The organism is Candidatus Thermodiscus eudorianus (assembly GCA_015521085.1).
GTDB lineage: Archaea > Thermoproteota > Thermoprotei_A > Sulfolobales > Acidilobaceae > Thermodiscus > Thermodiscus eudorianus.
Map to the genome: position 1 here is coordinate 177,573 of WAOW01000005.1, position 19,113 is coordinate 196,685.

Sequence of the window (19,113 nt, forward strand, 5' to 3'; positions counted from 1 at the left end):
GCCATGTTACAGCCATTAAGATGTTTCACATGCGGGGCACCGCTAGGTCATCTCTGGCAGCCCTTTGTAGAGAGGGTTGCCTCGGGCGAGGATCCCGAGAAGGTTTTAGACGAGTTAGGCGTGAAGAGATACTGTTGCAGGAGGATGTTATTTACGGCGGTATCCTTCATAGACAAGGTTGCTTTGTTTGACTCGCCTCGTACGAGGGAGCTCAGAGTTAAACTCTACTCGGTCCCGGTAAGAGGAGTTGGTGGTGGGGTATGAGCGCCTCGACAGCGAAGGAGTTACTGGTCCCGGCGGACCTGTACCGTAAAGCCGGGGTCGTGTTCGGCACACAGATCTGTACGAAATACATGAAGAGATTCACGTACAAGATACTGCCCGACGGCTTCTACCTACTGGACGTCGCCAAAATAGATGAGAGGCTTAGGATTGCAGCTAACTTCCTAGCTAAGTTCCCTCCAGAGAAGATAGCCGTTGTATCAGTACGTCTATACGGGCAGAAACCAGCTAGGATGATGTGTGAAAGAGTAGGATGTAAGGCGATAACGGGAAGAGTGGTGCCAGGGATATTCACCAACCCTTACCTCGAATACTACATGGAGCCGGACGTGGTCTTAGTAACTGATCCTAGAACCGATAAGCAAGCGGTAGTTGAAGCGTCAAAGATAGGAGTACCGGTTGTTGCGTTTGCAGACACGGACAACAGGATTGAGAACCTCGACCTGATCATACCAGCCAACAACAAAGGAAGAAGGAGCCTGGCACTATTATACTGGATTCTAACTAGGGAGATCCTTAGAAACAGGGGCGAGCTAGGCCCCACAGATTCCTTAGATGTAGACTATGAGGCCTTCATGGCCAGTAGGATACGCAGGTAGCCCCCCGAGTCTCCCTTATTTTCCTCTAGCCAGCTTCCTATTATATACCCGGTGGAGCGCGAGATGGGGAGTTTGACGATTAGGAAGCCTATGCACGCGGGAACGTTCTATCCAGCAAGCAAGGAGTCATTGATTAAGTCGATCAAAGACTCGTTTCTACACCCTATAGGCCCCGGTAGGCTGCCAGAAAAGCCTAGTGGAGACGTTGTACACTCGATCGGCTATGTGGTACCCCATGCGGGCTACATGTATAGCGGTCCTGTCGCGGCTCACGCCTATCTAGACTTATCGACGAGGAGGAAGCCCGAGGCTATTGTGATAGCAGGTCCGAATCATAACGGTATAGGTTTGGGAGCTGCGGTCTATAGAGGCGATGCATGGGAGACTCCGCTAGGCACCATACCTGTCGACAATGATATCGGGAAGTTGATTGTGGAATACACGCAATATTATTCGTTTGATAACGAAGCCCATGTGTACGAGCACAGCGTAGAAGTCCAGGTTCCATTTATACAGTATGTTTACGGCGGTGAAGTTCCAATAGTCCCGATAACAATCTACATACAAACACTTGATGTCGCCCGGGATTTAGGGAAGGCACTAGCAAGAATCCGGGCTGAGAACGGCGTCGATATAGTCTTTATAGCGAGCACAGACTTCAACCACTACGAGCCGCATGACGTCACCCTAAGGAAAGATGAACTAGCGATAAACGCTATCCTGAACCTAGACGACGCGGGGTTATATAGGGTCATAGAGGAGTATAACATAACAATGTGCGGGCCGGCTCCGACAGCGGCACTCATAAATTACGCGCTCCATTCAAACGCTGCAAAGCCGGTATTGCTGAAGCATGCTACCTCTGGCGATGTCACTGGCGAGAAGGACTGGGTTGTCGGCTACGCTTCGATCAAAGTCCCGCTCTCTAGTTAAGCAACTAGGTGAAGCTGTTGAAGACATATAGTCTAGAAGCTAGTGCTTCTATTGCGTTGATCGGCGTCCCCCTAGCTAATTCGGAGAACCCCTTTCTATCGATACCAATAGGTAGAACTAGGGTAGACATTGCAGTGGGTGAGTGTAGTAGTCCGAGGCATAAGATAGGCGTCGCCGACGATAATGTAGCGTACCTGTTATCCGGGTTTATAGCTAACCTGGAAGAAATTACATCAAATAAATGTTTACAAATTAATATTAATAGTAGAAACGCGTTATCTAGGCTATCAGCATATTCTCTAGCCACCACTCTGATAGTACACGCACTAGCAAAGTACCACAGTGAGACGCTAGACACCTGGGAGATACTAGAAATAGCGCGTTATGCAGATCCCATAGAGAAGCCATCAGGATGGACCTACGTGATAGATTCCACACGGTACTCCACACTAACAGGGACACCCGTAGTCTTTAGAAACGACGAGGAGTTTGCTAAGATAGAGACTACCTTCGAGGGAGATCTCTCCTATAAATCTACAATCGAGGCAACAACCCAGAAACTCACCAGAGAAGCCCTAGGGGGAGATGTGTACAACTCCCTAGTGCGTATGGTAGGAGTAATGACGCTAGAGGCGGCGGTGAAGTTAAGGGAAGAGGGAAACGTAGTTGCGATAGCTGAGACTCTCGGCAAACTCCAGAATGGTTTAATAGCATCAATATGGGACATTGATTACCCCCCTCCAAACTGCATAAATGTACCGGGCCTACCAGGCGAGTTTGATACATACTGTTGGTGAAACCGTATTGCTATCGAGAAAGAAGCTGGTGGAGCCTATCGTCATAAAACTTGGAGGAAGTGCTATAACTTTTAAGGATAAGCCTTACAGTGTAAACGAGGAAGCACTAGTTAGGATTTCCAAGATACTCAGATCATACTACGAAGCAGGCGGTCGTATGGTGCTAGTTCACGGTGGAGGAAGCTTTGGACACCAGGCGGTTTTTGAGCGAAGGAGTCGAAAAGGCGTACTGGATCAAAGAGATGTCTCAATGGTCCAATACATCATGCTAAAGCTCGCAGTTAAGGTTATGGATATACTGCTGGAGCACGGGCTACCAGTCACCCTCTACCCAGGCCATGTTCTGTGTAGGAAGAAGTGCCAGTCGATCTCCAAGTTGGATTATATTATTGAGGATCTAGAAAATGGATTGGTGCCCATGACTCACGGTGATATAATCTATAGTGATAGGGGGGAATATATCATAAGCGGCGATGATTTAACTTTGTGGGTTGCATCCGCTGTAGGCGCTACAAGGGTATACTTTGTGACGTCTGAACCAGGAGTATTAGGGCCTAAGGGCGAGGTAATCGAAGCCCTAAACAGTATAGATCAAGTCCGTGTCTTTAACGGTAAAGAAATAGACGTGACGGGAGGTGTCATCGGGAAAATAGAGAAGGCGTTAAGCTATTCTCTAGACCACGACGTCGAGATAAGGGTCATTGATATAGAGGGTCTGGCCAAAGTCCTCCAAGGCAAACCTGCGGGCACATTGATAAGACATGCTAGGAGAGGATAAAGGCATGGTTGACGATATACTCAAGGATAGAAAACTAGATCACATCAACGTCGTATTGGAGAGAAATCCTGAGTCAATCCATCCTACACTGCTAGATGACGTCAGGATAGTCCATAACCCATTACCAGAAGTAGACCTAGACGATGTATCCCTGAAAACAAACTTCTGCGGACGAGAGATCCCCACGCCTCTAATGATAACTGGGATGACCGGTGGGCACCCCGAAGTAGAGCCTATTAACGAGAAGTTAGCTAGGGTGGCCCAGGAATATGGCTTGGCAATGGGTGTCGGTAGTCAAAGACCGGCACTCAAGTATCCGGAACTAGCTAGAACGTACAGGGTTGCACGTAAAGTAGCCCCTGACATATTCCTTGTAGCTAATATAGGCGCGCCACAACTGGCCAGGGAGTATGGAATAGAGGATGTAAAAAGAGCTGTTGAGATGATAGACGCCGATGCAATCGCTATACACTTAAACCCAGGCCAGGAAGCTTTTCAAAAAGAGGGTGATCCGTTCTATGCTGGAGTTACTGATAAGATAGTGGAAATACTTGACCACGTCAATGTACCGCTAATAATAAAGGAGACGGGCACAGGGATATCGTATGAAGTAGCTAGGGAACTGTACAATATAGGTGTCAAGTGTTTTGATACTGCGGGACTCGGTGGGACAAACTGGATAAAAGTTGAGGTACTGCGATCACTCAGAAGAGGTGAAGCTCCTCTTCCGGCTGGTCCTTTGGCAGACTATTGGGGTAATCCAACGGCTCTGGCTGTAATCGAAACGAGGACTGCGGCTCCCGGTGCCTATATAGTCGGTAGTGGAGGCATCAGGGACGGTCTCGATGCAGCTAAGGTAATAGCGCTTGGGGCTGACATAGCTGGTCTGGCGTTGCCCGCGCTCCGAGTTTTAATTAGATCTGGAGTCGAGGGGTTAAGAAAGTATATAAATTCAATATTATATCAGATTAAATCAATAATTTTCCTGACAGGTGGAAAGAGACCTGTTGATCTATGGAGAACTCCCATTACTATAACTGGCCGTCTCTACGAAGAGGCAAAGGGCAGAGGCATTAATTTAACGAATTACATCAACATCACTAGGATAAACACGGTGGGAGCCAGGAGATGACGGAGTTCTCGTACCTTAAAGATGCACTAAACAAGTACCCGCCCATGATAGACATGTATATATTCAATGAGTTGTTGAAAGGTGATCCAGAGTACGTTTACAAGGCATCGCAACATCTATTGAAAGCTGGCGGGAAAAGGCTTAGACCAATCATAGTACTCGTGACTGCTAGGATGCTTGGAGGACAAGATGCAGAATCCAAGGCGTTACCTTTAGCTGCAGCTGTAGAAGTGTTTCACAACTTCACCCTAGTACACGACGATATAATGGACCAAGATGAGTTCAGGCGTGGAGTACCGACGGTCCACAAGGTTTGGGGCGAGGCTACGGCCATACTAGCTGGCGACCTATTATTTAGCTTATCCTTTAAGGCAATATCCAGGTCAAGCGAGAGAGGGCTATCCCAGGAGGGTTTGGTTAGAGCGTTTAAGGTATTAACTGAAGCCAGTGTCCGAGTCTCTAGGGGCCAAGGCTATGATATGTTGTTTGAGAAGCTAGACGATGTCGATTACCACGACTACCTACAGATGGTTTATTTAAAAACGGGGGCACTCATAGAAGCTAGCGCCAAGTTAGGGGCAATCGCAGCAGGCGTCGACGAGTCTATTGTCGAGAAACTGGGTGATTATGGGGCTTTCGTAGGAGTTGCTTTCCAGATAAGGGACGATATACTAGGGGTCTTCGGTGATCCAGAGAAAACAGGTAAGCCTATATATAACGATCTCAGACGGGGTAAGAAGACTCTCCTTGTCCTCTATGCTATGAAGCATGCTAGAGGCGAAGACAGGAACCTGGTTAAAAGAGTTTTATCCGGTTACTATTCCGATGAGGATCTGAAGAGGGTTGTTGATATAATCGTCGGGACAGGGGCTCTTAAGTATGCGGAGTCGCTTGCTGAGAAGTATGTTGAGAATGCGAAGAGAATAATGGACGATTTAAAGGCGGCTGGATTGATAGCTGATATCAAATCGTTAGAAATATTAAAAGAATTAGCTGAATTCTCTATAAAGAGGGACAGGTGAGTGGCCAAAGACTATTCACGAGAAGACTACCGGTTCCCAATCGTCTATGCAGAAGGAGTCTCCTCCACCGAGTACCTGCATCCCGATCTAAAGTCGAGAAAATACATAATCACGCCAAGTAACAAGGGCAATGGTCTAGGCAAGATAGTCTACGAGGAAGGAATACAACTAGCTTTTGACTTACTCAAGGCTAGAACTACACGGGAAATCGCCGTTAGGGTGCCTTGGAAAGACGACAAGGCGATGCTGCTAAAACGGGACACACCGGTTATCATATACCAAGTAGAGGGTGTGCAGACTGTGTTTTACGCTTTTGAGGGGGATGATTTGAGGAGTGGTGATGTATTGGCGTATGTATTGACGGGTAAGGGGGAGACGCGGACTGTGAGGGTCGATGAGGATGCGACTGTTTTTTATATTGCATGGCAGCCTGGGACGCACCCGCCTAGGTATATAGTTGTTCTGGCTAGGGAAGAGGATCTTATAGTGCTTGAAAGGGCTAGATAGCTTCCTGGGACTGGTGGCGTCTGGTGAGGAAATTGGATGAAAATCTAGAGAAAATTGTAAAAGGTTATGCTCTTAAGAATGCAGTAAAGCATGGTGGGCAAGCGAAGATAGGTAGTGTAATGTCGATGCTCCTGGGCGATTATCCCGAGCTTAAATCGCGGGCAAAAGAGATAGTAGTGCTTGTAAAGGAGATAGTTGATGAGATCAACTCGCTCTCGCTCGATGAACAGAAGAAGCTGCTAGAAGAGGAATACCCCTGGCTTCAGCAAGGCGAAGAAGAGAGGAGAGATGAGGTGAAGGGTTTACCGCCACTGCCAGACGCTATAGAGGGTGGTGTGGTGACGCGGTTCGCGCCAAATCCAGACTTCGTTATTCATCTCGGGAACGCCAGGCCAGCCATATTGAGCGACGAATACGCTAAGATGTACAAGGGTAAGATGATTCTTCGCTTTGAGGACACGGATCCTAGAACCAAGACCCCGTTACCCGAAGCCTATGGTCTTATCAAGGAGGATCTAAAGTGGCTTAACGTCGAGTGGCATGATGAATACATTCAGAGTCTAAGGATGGAGATCTTCTACAATGTAGCTAGGGAAGTGATCAAAAGAGGATGCGCCTATGTAGATTTGTGCAGAGAGAAGTCAAAGGAACTCCTCTCAAGAGGCCAATACTGCGAGACGCGGGATAAACCAGTAGAATGGCAGCTCGAAGAATTCCAGAAGATGGTATCGGGCTATTACGATGAGGGCGAGGCAGTGCTCCGTATAAAGACAGACCCGAAGCACCCCAATCCGAGCGTCAGGGACTGGGTTGCTTTCAGGATAATAGATACAGAGAAGTACCCCCACCCGCTAGTCGGTTCTAAGTATTCCGCGTGGCCAACGTACAACTTCGCAGTGAGTGTCGACGACCACCTCATGGGGGTTACACATGTTCTCAGGGGCAAAGAGCACCAGGTAAACACCGAGAAGCAATCGTATGTCTACAAGTGTATGGAATGGAAACCCCCGGTATTCATCCACTTTGGCAGACTGAAGCTGGAGGGATTCATTATGAGCAAGAGCTACATTAGGAAGCTCCTTGAAGAGAACCCAGGCAAGTTCCTGGGATACGACGACCCACGTTTCGGTACCATAGCCGGGCTTAGGAGGCGAGGGATTCTCCCCGAAGCCATACGCCAACTCATACTAGAAGTTGGAGTGAAACGCGGGGACGCCAGGATAAGCTGGGACAACCTAGCCGCAATGAATAGAAAGCTTCTCGACCCTCTGGCGGATAGGCTAATGTTCGTATGGGACCCACTTGAACTAGCACTAGATATACCCGGTTGCCTTAAGGCAAAGATACCTTATCACCCCGACAGGCCCGAACGATCGAGGGTTATAGAAGTCTGTCCAGGCGATAAGGTAGTCATAAACAGGGAAGACGCACGAGGTGAGGTAAGGCTCATTGGCTTAGGAAACTTTAGATTAGAGGACGGTAGGGCGGTCCTAGTCACCCCAGACTTGGAGTATGCGCGCAATAGGAAGCTACCCATAATACAATGGGTCCCCTTATCCGGTTCTAGACAGTTAATAGTGCTCGAACCAAGAGGTTTAGAGTTCGACGAGTACAGGGGTCTCGTAGAATCTGCTATTAGTGAATACAAGGTTGACAGCAGGCTCCAGTTGATGCGCTTCGGATTCATAAGGATAGACGAAGAGGAGGGTGGAGTATACAAAGCATTCTTAACCCATAGATAGCCGCCTAATCCTTTAACTTAATTTTACGCCGCTATGCCCCTTAAGTCTCAACTCGGGGAAACACTGTATTGACAGGCGGTAGGATTAGCGTAAGTAAGAGCGAGTACGATTTACTGAAGAGGATCATCGAGTCCGGGATAAGAGAGGATTACCTTGACGCGGCAGCCAGAAAGCTGGGAATCAGCAAGTCAACGCTAGCCAGCCTCCTAATGCTCTTGGCAGACAAGGGCCTAGTTGAGGTCGAGGAGGAAACCCGTGAGTATAACTATTTGACCGACAAGGGCCGTGATGCGTTGAGAAATGGTCTTCCAGAGAGGAGACTCGTTGAGACCGTTCTTAGAACGGGAGGGGAGGCTGATATTGGAGAGATCCGTAGAGTTCTGGGTGGAGAGTCGGGCATTGCCATAGGTCAGGCTAGGAAGAAGGGGTACATTACCATTGAGTCGGGTAGGGTTAGGCTAGTTAGGGATCCAAGGGTGGTGCTAGAGGAGCTCGGGAAGCTGGAGGAGGTTCTCAAAGCTGTTGATAGGGGTGAGGATGTTAGTGTTCCTAAAGAGTTAGTAGAGAGAGGCCTGGTTAGGTCGAAGAGGGAAATCAAGAGGAAATTCAAGCTTGTTCACGATCCAAAAACGATCCTGGATAAAGTCGTCGTGGAATACGCCAAGCTAACCAGTTCGTTAGTGTCGACAGGTGAGTGGCGGCGCATACGTTTGAGGCGCTATGATATAACGGCAGAACCGCCCCGGATATACCCGGCTAGGAAGCATTTCCTAGTAGAGTTCATTGAGATGCTGCGCGATATAATGAAGGAGCTAGGCTTTATAGAGGTTAGGGGGCCCTTGGTTGAAATAGAGCTATTTAACTTCGACGTTCTATTCCAGGCCCAAGACCATCCTGCACGGGAGATACATGACACGCTATGGATAAAAGAGCCCCGGAAAGCAGACCTCTCAGCTTATAGCGATCTCGTGGAGAGAGTCGCACGCATCCACGAGAGGGGATGGGGTTACAAGTGGAACCCGGATATAGCTGCTCGGCTACTCTTAAGGAGTCAAACTACAAGTGTCTCAGCGAGAATCCTTGTGGAAAGGCCGAAGCCGCCTATACGCTTCTTCACTCTCGGACGAGTTTACAGGAGCGATGTCGTCGATGCAACGCATCTACCGGAGTTTCATCAGCTAGACGGTATTATGGGCTGGAAGGGTTACACTTTCAGGGATTTAATCGGACTTTTACAGGAGGTTGCTAAAAGACTTGGCTTGAATCTTAAGCTCAAACCGGGTTACTTCCCCTTCACAGAGCCAAGTGTAGAGGGATATGTTCAGTTGCCTAATGGAAGATGGCTTGAGTTGTTTGGCGCTGGCCTCTTCAGGCCAGAGGTTCTTGAGGCGGCTGGCGTGGATTATCCAGTGGGCGCGTGGGGCTTTGGAGTCGAGAGGTTGGCTGCCGCGGTATTAGGTATTAGTGATATCAGGGAATTATATACTAAAGATGTAAAGAAAATTATGGAGTTTAAGGTTAGGAGTGTATAGGTGTATGGAACTTGCCGGTACTGAGGTTTAAGACCGAGAGGCTGGTCAGGCTAACCGGGCTCACTATAGGCGAGCTGCAAGAGGCGTTATTTAGACTCAAGTGCGAGACTGAACTAATAGAGGACGAGTTCGAAGTCGAGATAAACCCCGACAGGCCCGACATGTATCTGGGAGAAGGGATAGGTAGGGCAGTCCTGGGGTTACAAGGTGCTAGGCTGGGCTGGCGAAAGCCAAGGACTACGACCACAGAGTATTCGCTGAGAGTAGAGCCCCCGGCCAAGAGACCCTATATTGCTGCGGCGGTAATCTACAACGTCAACGTCGATGAAGACTTTCTCCCCGAGCTAATACAGTTCCAAGAGAAGCTCCACGATACGATAGGGAGGAGGAGGAAAAAAGTCGCCATAGGCTTCCATGACCTAGAGAAGCTACCTTCAACCAGTCTCAAATACACAAGCGTAAAAACTAGTGAGGAAATGAAGCCATTAGAGCACGGGGAAAAGATGACAATCGGCGAGATTCTGAGGACTACACCTCAGGGTGAAAAGTATGGCACCCTGTCCCTGGACAGCAGGGATAACTCGCACCCCGCTCTATACTCGGGTGACGAGATAATCGCGATTCCACCCGTCATTAACTCTGACATCACCCGGATGGAACCTGGGACACGAGATCTGTTCGTAGACGTGACGGGGACAGATCTACAAACCGTTTTAAAGGTACTCGATATAATCGCGTCTAACCTAGCCGAGCGGCCCGGCGTCTACATAGGCATGGTAAAGGTGGTCAACGCCGATGACAATAGCATACTCCACACGCCCGTTCTTAAATTCGAGAAGTTAACATTGAAGAGCGACTATGTGAATTCGACTCTAGGACTCTCACTGAGGCCCCCTGATATAAAGAACGCCCTGGAACGGATGCTGTATAACGTAGAGATGTCCGGGGCGGATCTACACGTTGAAGTACCACCCTTCAGAGCCGACGTACTAGGCGGGATAGACCTGGTCGAAGACATAGCAATGGCCATCGGTTACGAGGAACTCGGCTTTAATAGACCCGTTGTAACCGATCCAGGCAAGCTAATGGCCGAAACCAGAGTATCCCGTCTATTGAGGGATCTAGCTATAGGGCTTGGATTCACCGAGGTAGCACAGCTAACACTAACAAGCCCAGGGCTACTGGATTTGACTGGTTACAGAGAGCGTGTCGAGATAGCGAACCCCGTTCAGCTAGAATACAGTGTCCTGAGGCCTAGCCTGGTCCCCACGCTACTGACAGTGGCTCAGCGTAACGTGCATGCTAGCAAGCCTGTGAAGGTCTTCGAGATAGGGAGTATTGTCATACCTGGCGAGCCTCCCAGGGACGAGTATCGTATAGGGTTCCTGGTAATGGATGATGAGGTTGGATACGAGGACATACAGGCAGTCATCTACTCTATACTAAGAATACTCGATATTAAATTCTCTGTCAGGGAGTATAGGCATCCAGCCTTCATAGAAGGCAGAACGGCCGAAATCATCGACGCAAAGGGACGACACCTAGGGATAGCCGGAGAGATCTCACCCGAAGTACTGGAGAAGATGGAGATAGGATATCCTATTGCCGTGGCTGAACTTAACCTAGAGGTGCTGGCAGAATGGAAGTTCAAGACACAGAACCCGACATAAAGCTGCCACTCGAAAAGATAGGGTTTAAGGGGGTCAAAAGGCGGATCAAGCTAAACACTCCCAAGGGAGAGATCGTACTAGACCTAGACCTAGACGTTTTCATATCAATAGACGGTTCGAGGAGAGGCGCGCACCTCTCAAGAAACATCGAGGCCCTAGACCTAGCAGGATTACTCGCGCTAGGCCCCGCTAGGAGTATAGAGGAATACCTAGAGGCTGTTTCCCAGAAGCTGCTAAAGCTACATAACTATGCCTCACAGGTCGAGGCCCGTGCTAGGACGATCTACTACACCGAGATCGAATACAATGGCATACAGGGAGTAGAACCCGTAAACGTAGAAGTCGCGGTGGTAACCAGACGCGATGGGAGCAGGACATGGGTGACATCGGTGACCGTGGCCGCTATGAGCGTATGTCCAAGTGCACAGATTAGCGTGAGTCAATTACTTAAAACGGATAATCTAGCTCCGAGCCACGTCCAAAGGGTTCTGATAACGGGGAGAGTCACTACACGCGGTGAGATGGCTCGCATAGAAGATATAGCTCACGCACTCTTAGACAGCGCCTCCGCCCCCGTATTTACGCACCTCAAGAGGATGCAAGAGGCGAGACTAGTGATAGAAGCGCACAGAAGACCCATGTTCGCCGAGGATATAGCCAGGAGTGCGCTCTGCAACCTAGCAAAGAGGCTAAAGAAAAAGGTTTCAACTGATTCAATCCTGGAGGTATCGGTTGATAGCATCGAATCTATACACCCGCACAATGTCTACGCGTATGCCAGGAGCGTCCTGGGAGAGCTATTGAACGAGCCGAGTAGATGTAGCTAATCTCCGTTCAATGGAATCTCGACTAGGATCATCGAAGAATAGTACTCCTTCAGGCGCCCCCCAAGTTTTTTAACAAGTTTCAGTGCCTTGACATTGTCAGCCAGGATGTACCCATAGACCCTTTTTATGCCAAAGCTCCTGGCTATATCCCTCATCACTTTAGCCATAGTGCTCCCAAGGCCCTTCCCCTGCATGCTTTCAAGAATAACAATTCCACCCTCGGCTACCCCGTTCTTTTCCAGGATAAGTTCTGCGACGCCAACAATCTCCCCTGTCTCTACATCTTCGGCTACCACGCCGAGTATCCCGGACTTAGACACGAGCCTCTCCACATAGGGATCGAAATATCTAATTATGGAGAAGAACCTAGTGTATATAGTCTCGTCGCTCAGCTTGTTATAGAAGTCCAGTAGCTTGTCACGATCCTCGGGGCATATACCCCGTATTATGATTCTCCGCGAGTCAATTGATATCTCGGCTAGCATCTTCCCGCATAGCGGACATCTCTTCATCTCTCAACCCATAAGATACGGCGATGCCATGATATAGAATATAATGGGCAATTCAATAATTTATCTTATCAAACCGGGTAGGATCTTTGAACATAATTGACATAATTAATTTAATACTGCCCGTTAAACATATTGAAAGTCTTCCATCAAAAAACAAGAAAATCTATATAGTTAGATATCGAGATAACGACTATCTCCTAGCGTGTAACGGGGAGATCGACTACTATCTATTATTGCGTCAATGCACTGATTTCGTCCCGGAGGTCAATTTCCTGTTTGGTTCGAGAAATTGTATTGTTGTCGAATACCTAAGGTATGAGACGGTGGCAGATCGAGTCCTACTTTACCTCATGAGGGGGGAACTTGCAGAGACTAGGAGGCTGGTTTACGACGTAGGTAGAAGCATGGCTCTCTTCCATAACCAGCTAGCGTCGTGTGGAGGAGCTAGGTCGTTGTTGGCTTCGCATACGCTGGAGGAGATAGTAAAAGATAGATGCAGACTAGCATTACTAATTAAAGAAAATAAATATATAGTTAAAAAGATATGTAGTGCCATGATGGAATTACTGTTATCCTACACGGAGGAACCCTGCAGGACACCGATAGGACACGGAGACCTCCATCTCTACCAGATCCTAACAGGTGAGAATAGAATAGTATACACAGACCCAGGACCGGAACCCTACACTCAGACAATGCCCTGCCTCGAATACGATATAGCCTCTCTCGTAAGAAGCATCGAGTACATCGACCATATGATAGCCGCTCTACTTGGAGACACCAAGGTTATCGCCAGAGACCTGGCTACATCTCTACTCTCAGGTTACCGGAGAGAAAGGCAACTGCCGGATAAAAAGACGCTAGAACTCCTCTACCTAGCTAGAACTATCTACGAGTATTATTATGAATATTCGAACCAGACTGGGTTCGAGTCAATACCATTATCTTCGCTAAAGGCATATCTCCTAGAGGGGAGTACCTTGATTGGGAGGCTAGTCGGCCATGACTGAAAGAGCTATACTACGTTTGATACACAAGAGGGTAGAGCCATCGGGATCAAAGAAGATCGAATCACGGGGTTTATTCGAGAATCGATCCTGGGAGCTGAAGGAGTACAAGGCCTCGATAGACTATCTCGTAATACAGTACCCTGGAGGACCCGATGCCTACAAGTACGAGGCTAAGAAACTGTCTTTTGCACCCATGCCTTGGAGGACCTTCTGTAGATGGCATAATGGTCCCCTCTTTGAAAGGGACGAGCCCTGGAGAAGGCTCTACTGCGTGGTCGAGTCCAAATCCTATTGCAGACAGCATAAAAGATCCATAAGGGCAATATACGAGTATTGCCTAGGCATGCACGCACAAGACGCGTTAGAGGCTTGTAAATTAATCGACAGGATAGACCGGACGGAATACACTGTATACCTTACAGATGCAGGTTCTGGTAGAGCTAAGGTAGGTGTCACTAGATCGTTCAGGTTCCTAGAGAGACTCTCAGAACAGGCCCATAACTTGGCTACGGTACTGCAGGTCACTGACAGCCTCTACGAGGCTAGGAGGGCTGAGATAATGGTGAGTAAGGCGGGCATTGCAACGCAAGCAAAGGCTAGAAAACTGTCCAGACTAACACCATCTCAAATTGCCCCGTCCTTGTCAGCCATCGCGGAGAGGGCATCGCGGATGCTGGGTACCGAATGGGACCACAGTTTTGTAAGGGTGCTGAGCGAGGCCACGGATCTAGTCTATACGACTCCTGAGTTCAAGGAGGATAGATTGGCCGGGAAGTCTTTTGACTTGCTCGGGTACTGGGGCGGGCATATTGTGCTGCGATCAGGCGATGCAGTCTTTCACGTGAATGCGAGCAGATTAATGCACAGGGATGTTTTACTCGTTTCACAGGGTTAGGGCTTCCAGGGTGAGCGAGGCTATCTTCTTGAACACTGCTTCCATTCGCTGTTTATCTAGGAATTCGTGCGAGCCTAGTTTATTCGAAACCAGTAGTATTGACAGCGCGTTTAACCTGTTTTTCCTGGCTAGTGCATAGAGTATACCGGTCTCCATTTCTATGGCTAGAACACCCATTCTCCGGAGATCGCCCTCTAACTCTGGAGTCTCTGCGTAGAAAGCGTCGCTGCAGAATACGGATCCCACCAGGTACTTTATATCATGTTTATTAAATATATCTATAATTTTATGTAGTAGGGTGTGTGAAGGTGCGAGAGGCGGTATATACCTGCCGAAGTACTGCGCTAGGCTGCATCCACCTAAATATGTTGAAACGGAATCCCCAACGACTATCGAGCCGACCTCGACGGCGTCGCCAACGCCACCAGCAGTACCGAGTCTAACTATATTCCTGGCACCGAGCTGGGCAAGTTCCTCGAAAACTATAGCGGCGGACGGAGCGCCAACGCCATGGGTGGCAATAGTAACATTGTTTCCACGCCACTTACCTGTGTAGGTGAGGAGACAGCGATTCTCGTTAACTAGGCTCGGATTATCTAGGAGTTGTGATAGCATCTTGGCTCTCAGCGGGTCGCCGACGACGATGACGTTCTCGGCTATATCGCCTTCCTTGGCCATTATGTGTACAGGCATTATCGCGTCCCGCTAGTGATTTTATGGTTATGGAGCATAAATCATGCTCGGTTGCTGAGGGCGTCTAATAGTGGCAGAGCCGGTTCTAGCCGTAGATATAGGTGCGACGAAGACCCTCATAGGATTATTTATAAAAAATAAATTAAAAAAATATATTAAGATGGCGACTCCTGACGAAGGAATAGAGTGGGCTATAAGAGAGAAAATAATAGAATTATTTAATAAAAATAATATTAATAGGATTGAGTACGCAGGTATAGCCGCTCCAGGCCCCCTCGATTATACGAAAGGACAAATAGTGAATCCCCCGAACATGAAACAAACAACCATAAGCCTAATAGAAATGATGGAAGACATAGCCAGATACGTTCTAATAGCAAACGACACAGTAGCAGGCGTATGGGCCGAGAAAACGCTGGGAAAACATAGGTCCGAGAACATGGTCCTAGTGAGCATAGGCTCCGGAGTAGGAGGGGGCGTAATAGTCGACGACCATCTACTCCTAGGCAGCAGAGGCAACGCGCACGAGATAGGCCACATACCACTTAACCTCGACGAGGACGCACCCTGTGGATGCGGCGGTCAAGGCCACTGGGAAGCATTAGCCGGAGGAGTGTGGATCCCTAGAACGGCCAAACGCTTAGCCTATAATAAAAGACTGGAGTCAAGAGCTTGGAGACTCGCGTATGAGGGCTCTCTTACTCCTGAACTACTCTTCAACCTAGCTCGTGAAAACGATGAGTTCGCGCTATTCGCCGTCGACTACTTGTGTCGTGTGCATGGAGCTGGAATAGCAGCAGTCAAGTATGCCTATGACCCGGACCTCGTAGTCCTCTCCGGGGGCGTTTATCTCAGGAACAAGGATATGATGTTCGATAGAATCAAACGCTATATGAGAGTCTATCTAGGCTCTATAGACCCGCCTCAGTTATATGACGCGTCATTCGGGGAGTACCAGTCCCTCTATGGCGCCTATGCAATAATATATAGCCCTCCAACCGGACTCGTCCACATAAACAGGCATAAACTAGCGCCTCCAGCGAGAGGGTGAAGGGACTCGGCTAAGAGCATAGCATGGCTGAGGGCTGATCCCAGATCTCTGAAATTGTTAAAGAAAATAAAGAAATTACTGGAGGTTCAGGGTATTAGTGTGTATCTACCCGGGTTACACGAGTATATAGACGCCGACGTGGTTGTGGCCCCACTAGAGGGGTCCCCCGAGGAATCCGCTTACGTCGACACGCTTAGGAACTACCCAGGCCCCATCATCAGCGACAGCGACTCCATTAGAGCTCTAGCTCTCGCCCTCGCCTATCCCGATGACCGCTTCAATAGGCTGGTCTTGGGAGTCGATCCAGGCAGGAGATGTGGTTTTTCCTGCATAGGGGATGATATAGTTGTTTATGTAGGTAAAGTGGACTGTGGGAGTGTCGGTTTCACGGTGAAGTCACTCTTAGAGAGGATCCCTGCTAATCGCCGTGAGGTTTACGTAGGCGATGGTAGCGGGTTTGAGGCGGCTGCAGCATCATTTGATGTCAATTCTATTCCGTACCGGGTAACTGATGAGCGGGGTACGAGTAAGACGCTCATGGTGACTAAGAGGATACTGGATGTTGTCAAGGACAGAGACATAATAGCCAGTATTGCAATAGCATTAAGAGGTGCATACGGTGCTAGATACATCAATAAATACATATATTAATGAAAATAATATAAAAATAAAAGATTATGGTGTCGTCGAGAGAGACTTCCAGCCATCCAAGATCCTTCACGACACACAGGAAAGCGACACAATCCCAGTTTTCCAAGTCTCTGGGGCAACAACTAAAAGCACTGGCAATCTAGTCTCGACCAGGGATAGAATATATAAATCCCTAAAAGTCGAGAGCGACGAGGAAGCCTATGAAAAGCTCTTGAGAGCCGTGAGCAGCCCTGCAAAACTCGTCTTCAAGGAGGACCCAGGCTACTACAAGGAGACGGAAAAACTGTTAGACGCCCTACCCTTTGTTAAATTCTACGAGAAAGATGGAAACCGCTACCTAACGGCAGCCTTCTTCGTAGCCTGCCACCGGGAGGTATGCAACGCCAGCATACACAGGATAATGTACATTAACAGGCAGACCGCTGCAGTCAGAATAGTTCCAAGGCACCTCTACCGCCTGTACACTAGCGCGGTGAAAGATAAGGGCATGCTCCCAGTAACCATTGTACTAGGAGTCCACCCAGCAGTGCTCCTAGGCGTCTCAACCTCACCACGCCTAGGCGTCTTCGAGCTAGAAGTAGCGTCACGATTAATAGGGGGTCTAAGGGTTTTCCCCAGCCCTCTACATGGAAACCCAGTCCCACTCGGGGCAGGTGCGATAATTGAGGGTTACCTACTCCCGGATAGAGTAGAAGAGGGGCCCTTCGCCGACATACTCATGCTCTACGACCAAGTCCGCAGAGAACCCGTACTAAAGGTCGAGAAAGTCTATGTATCCCAAGAACACTACACACACGTCTTACTCCCGGGCGGACTGGAACATATCAATCTAATGGGCTTCCCTAGGGAAGCCCATATCTGGGAGTCGGTCTCAAAAGTCGTTCCAAGAGTCTACAAGGTGAGGTTGACCCGGGGAGGCGGAGGCTGGCTGAACGCAGTAATATCGATAGAGAAGAACCACGCAGGCGACGGTAAAAACGCTATACTAGCCGCGTTCGCAGGACACCCAAGCCTCAAACACGTTATCGTGGTCGACGGGGACATAGATCCAGATGATCCATCGATGGTTGAATGGGCTATAGCGACCCGCTTCCAGGCGGATAGAGACCTCATAGTTATCAAAAACGCTAGAGGATCGACCCTAGATCCATCAGCGAGGCAAGGTTTCACGGCAAAGATGGGTATAGACGCTACGGTGCCAGAGATAGGGGATCCACGGTTTGAGAGGGCTTCATTCCCACGGTGAGCGCCGATGTATCTAACCAGAGAAGAGGAGCTCATATTGGAAGGGGAGGAGGGAGAGGCAAAGGCCCTGGCGTTGAAAACTATAGTCAAGGTCGGGGAGGCCCTAGGCGCCGAAAGCCTGATAGATATAAAACACGCCCACATCTCGGGGATTTCCTATGGAACGATAGGAGAGCATGGAGCAGTATTACTTGAGAAACTAGTTGAAATGGGAGCCAGGTTCTCTGTCCCAGCTAGCGTGAACCCAATAGGATTCGACTACGAGGATCCAGGAATACTAGAGGAGGTGGGAGTGCGCCTCGACAAGGAGTTCATAAAAGGCCAGACTAGGATAATCAGGGCATTAAAAGCCATGGGTGCTAACCTGACTCTGACCTGCACACCCTACCATCTACCCGATACAAGCCATCTGGCAAGAGGGGATAGCGTCGCCTGGGGGGAGTCGAATGCTATACTATACGGAAACAGCGTCCTCGGCGTCAAAACTAACAGGGAAGGGGGCCCCTTAGCTCTAATGGCCGCAATATCGGGCAAGACCTACAACTGGGGGCTGCACATAGACGAGAACAGGATACCGAGGACCGCGTTCCTCCTAGAAGGACAAAGTAGGCTGCTCGACGAGGTAGAGGCCGGGGTATTTGGAAAGGTCGTAGCAGAGCGATACACCAGTGTGAATCCTCCGTACCTGGCTGTGTCGTTGCGCGACGAGCTAGCAGTAAAGGAGCTGCTAGCGGCTATAGGCGCGGCTGGGAGTCTGGGAATGGTTTACATACCTGGAATCACCGGCCCGCGTATAGAAACCTTCGAGAGGGTCGAGCGAGTTCCCTTTGAGGCGCTGGAAGAAGAGGTATCAATGTACAAGCCGGCCTCGGCCCCAGACATTGTATTCATCGGATGCCCCCATTCCCGTGCAGAGGACGTCTTACTAGTCTATAGGCTTCTAAAGCATAGGGGACGGCCCAAGTCTAAAATAGTGATAACACTATCCAGGGCAGAATACGAGAGACTCCAAAGCCAGCATCCAGAGGTCATATCTGGAGTCAGAGATAAAGTGGTTCTAGCCAGGGACACGTGCCTAATAGTCTCGCCTTTTGGATACAGCGGTAAGTTGAGAGTTGCGACTAATAGCTTCAAAGCCTATTTCTATCTAAAGAAGAGGGGGTTACCAGTGTTTCTGGCTAGTATAGAAGAGTTAGTCTCAGCTGCGTACGAGTAGAGGGGCCAAGGGGGTGGAT

The 19,113-nt window shown here is 49.0% G+C and carries 20 protein-coding genes; 18 read left to right on the forward strand and 2 right to left on the reverse strand.

Annotated elements, in window-relative coordinates; genetic code table 11:
* Positions 1-3 precede the first annotated feature (3 nt).
* The 12 genes from F7C38_04135 (at position 4) to F7C38_04190 (ending at position 11,821) form a co-directional block, all read left to right on the forward strand.
* A complete protein-coding gene (locus F7C38_04135; GenBank protein MCE4600734.1) occupies positions 4-264 on the forward strand; it encodes a DNA-directed RNA polymerase subunit N in 261 nt (86 codons plus the stop codon).
* Positions 261-881 carry a 30S ribosomal protein S2 gene (rpsB, locus tag F7C38_04140; GenBank protein MCE4600735.1) on the forward strand — a complete coding sequence of 207 codons (621 nt, stop codon included), beginning with the start codon at positions 261-263 and terminating at the stop codon, positions 879-881. Before F7C38_04135 ends, rpsB begins: the two co-directional genes overlap by 4 nt.
* Before the next feature lie 63 nt (positions 882-944).
* Positions 945-1,814: an AmmeMemoRadiSam system protein B gene (gene amrB / locus F7C38_04145; protein MCE4600736.1), complete on the forward strand. Its 870-nt coding sequence runs from the start codon at positions 945-947 to the stop codon at positions 1,812-1,814.
* A 17-nt stretch (positions 1,815-1,831) separates the two neighbouring features.
* The gene (locus F7C38_04150; GenBank protein ID MCE4600737.1) at positions 1,832-2,611 is read left to right on the forward strand and encodes a hypothetical protein; all 780 of its coding nucleotides are present in this window, start codon (positions 1,832-1,834) and stop codon (positions 2,609-2,611) included.
* Between the two features lie 7 nt (positions 2,612-2,618).
* Positions 2,619-3,389: a hypothetical protein gene (locus F7C38_04155; protein ID MCE4600738.1), complete on the forward strand. Its 771-nt coding sequence runs from the start codon at positions 2,619-2,621 to the stop codon at positions 3,387-3,389.
* 4 nt (positions 3,390-3,393) lie between these two features.
* Positions 3,394-4,521, forward strand: a complete 1,128-nt coding sequence (fni, locus tag F7C38_04160; GenBank protein ID MCE4600739.1) for a type 2 isopentenyl-diphosphate Delta-isomerase — start codon at positions 3,394-3,396, stop codon at positions 4,519-4,521.
* On the forward strand, positions 4,518-5,543 hold the full coding sequence (locus F7C38_04165; GenBank protein MCE4600740.1) for a polyprenyl synthetase family protein: 1,026 nt from the start codon (positions 4,518-4,520) through the stop codon (positions 5,541-5,543). The genes fni and F7C38_04165 overlap by 4 nt, the downstream gene beginning before the upstream one ends.
* Positions 5,544-6,050: a DUF2118 domain-containing protein gene (locus F7C38_04170; GenBank protein ID MCE4600741.1), complete on the forward strand. Its 507-nt coding sequence runs from the start codon at positions 5,544-5,546 to the stop codon at positions 6,048-6,050.
* Between the two features lie 23 nt (positions 6,051-6,073).
* Positions 6,074-7,792, forward strand: a complete 1,719-nt coding sequence (locus F7C38_04175; GenBank protein MCE4600742.1) for a glutamate--tRNA ligase — start codon at positions 6,074-6,076, stop codon at positions 7,790-7,792.
* 68 nt (positions 7,793-7,860) lie between these two features.
* The gene (locus F7C38_04180) at positions 7,861-9,324 is read left to right on the forward strand and encodes a phenylalanine--tRNA ligase subunit alpha (protein ID MCE4600743.1); all 1,464 of its coding nucleotides are present in this window, start codon (positions 7,861-7,863) and stop codon (positions 9,322-9,324) included.
* A gap of 11 nt (positions 9,325-9,335) precedes the next feature.
* Positions 9,336-10,994, forward strand: coding sequence for a phenylalanine--tRNA ligase subunit beta (gene pheT, locus F7C38_04185; GenBank protein MCE4600744.1), 1,659 nt, complete (start codon positions 9,336-9,338; stop codon positions 10,992-10,994).
* Entirely contained in the window at positions 10,964-11,821 is an 858-nt protein-coding gene (locus F7C38_04190) for a GTP cyclohydrolase, FolE2/MptA family (protein ID MCE4600745.1), read from the forward strand. Before pheT ends, F7C38_04190 begins: the two co-directional genes overlap by 31 nt.
* On the opposite strand, the gene F7C38_04195 is transcribed toward F7C38_04190, so the two are convergent.
* Positions 11,818-12,333, reverse strand: coding sequence for a GNAT family N-acetyltransferase (locus F7C38_04195; GenBank protein MCE4600746.1), 516 nt, complete (start codon positions 12,331-12,333; stop codon positions 11,818-11,820). The two genes, F7C38_04190 and F7C38_04195, sit on opposite strands and share 4 nt — an antisense overlap.
* A 323-nt stretch (positions 12,334-12,656) precedes the next feature.
* Here F7C38_04195 and F7C38_04200 point away from each other — a divergent pair, with 323 nt between their 5' ends.
* Both F7C38_04200 and F7C38_04205 read left to right on the forward strand, forming a co-directional pair.
* Complete coding sequence (locus tag F7C38_04200) at positions 12,657-13,343, forward strand: hypothetical protein (protein ID MCE4600747.1); 687 nt, start codon at positions 12,657-12,659, stop codon at positions 13,341-13,343.
* On the forward strand, positions 13,336-14,238 hold the full coding sequence (locus tag F7C38_04205) for a DUF2797 domain-containing protein (protein ID MCE4600748.1): 903 nt from the start codon (positions 13,336-13,338) through the stop codon (positions 14,236-14,238). Before F7C38_04200 ends, F7C38_04205 begins: the two co-directional genes overlap by 8 nt.
* Here the strand turns inward: F7C38_04205 and F7C38_04210 are convergent.
* Complete coding sequence (locus tag F7C38_04210) at positions 14,227-14,931, reverse strand: nucleoside phosphorylase (GenBank protein MCE4600749.1); 705 nt, start codon at positions 14,929-14,931, stop codon at positions 14,227-14,229. The two genes, F7C38_04205 and F7C38_04210, sit on opposite strands and share 12 nt — an antisense overlap.
* Positions 14,932-15,001: 70 nt before the next feature.
* Here F7C38_04210 and F7C38_04215 point away from each other — a divergent pair, with 70 nt between their 5' ends.
* The 4 genes from F7C38_04215 to F7C38_04230 are packed head-to-tail and all read left to right on the forward strand — an operon-like array spanning position 15,002 to position 19,094.
* Entirely contained in the window at positions 15,002-15,982 is a 981-nt protein-coding gene (locus tag F7C38_04215; GenBank protein ID MCE4600750.1) for an ROK family protein, read from the forward strand.
* Positions 15,983-16,036: 54 nt separating this feature from the next.
* Entirely contained in the window at positions 16,037-16,633 is a 597-nt protein-coding gene (locus F7C38_04220; GenBank protein ID MCE4600751.1) for a hypothetical protein, read from the forward strand.
* Entirely contained in the window at positions 16,602-17,879 is a 1,278-nt protein-coding gene (locus F7C38_04225) for a UbiD family decarboxylase (protein MCE4600752.1), read from the forward strand. The genes F7C38_04220 and F7C38_04225 overlap by 32 nt, the downstream gene beginning before the upstream one ends.
* Before the next feature lie 6 nt (positions 17,880-17,885).
* Positions 17,886-19,094: an aconitase X gene (locus tag F7C38_04230; GenBank protein ID MCE4600753.1), complete on the forward strand. Its 1,209-nt coding sequence runs from the start codon at positions 17,886-17,888 to the stop codon at positions 19,092-19,094.
* Positions 19,095-19,113: the final 19 nt, after the last annotated feature.

Bases quoted from the DNA above. Each gene is read 5' to 3' on its own strand.
- F7C38_04135 (MCE4600734.1), top strand. From the start codon at position 4: ATGTTACAGCCATTAAGATGTTTCACATGCGGGGCACCGCTAGGTCAT.
- rpsB (MCE4600735.1), top strand. From the start codon at position 261: ATGAGCGCCTCGACAGCGAAGGAGTTACTGGTCCCGGCGGACCTGTAC.
- amrB (MCE4600736.1), top strand. From the start codon at position 945: ATGGGGAGTTTGACGATTAGGAAGCCTATGCACGCGGGAACGTTCTAT.
- fni (MCE4600739.1), top strand. From the start codon at position 3,394: ATGGTTGACGATATACTCAAGGATAGAAAACTAGATCACATCAACGTC.
- F7C38_04165 (MCE4600740.1), top strand. From the start codon at position 4,518: ATGACGGAGTTCTCGTACCTTAAAGATGCACTAAACAAGTACCCGCCC.
- F7C38_04190 (MCE4600745.1), top strand. From the start codon at position 10,964: ATGGAAGTTCAAGACACAGAACCCGACATAAAGCTGCCACTCGAAAAG.
- F7C38_04195 (MCE4600746.1), bottom strand. From the start codon at position 12,333: ATGAAGAGATGTCCGCTATGCGGGAAGATGCTAGCCGAGATATCAATT.
- F7C38_04205 (MCE4600748.1), top strand. From the start codon at position 13,336: ATGACTGAAAGAGCTATACTACGTTTGATACACAAGAGGGTAGAGCCA.
- F7C38_04210 (MCE4600749.1), bottom strand. From the start codon at position 14,931: ATGCCTGTACACATAATGGCCAAGGAAGGCGATATAGCCGAGAACGTC.
- F7C38_04230 (MCE4600753.1), top strand. From the start codon at position 17,886: ATGTATCTAACCAGAGAAGAGGAGCTCATATTGGAAGGGGAGGAGGGA.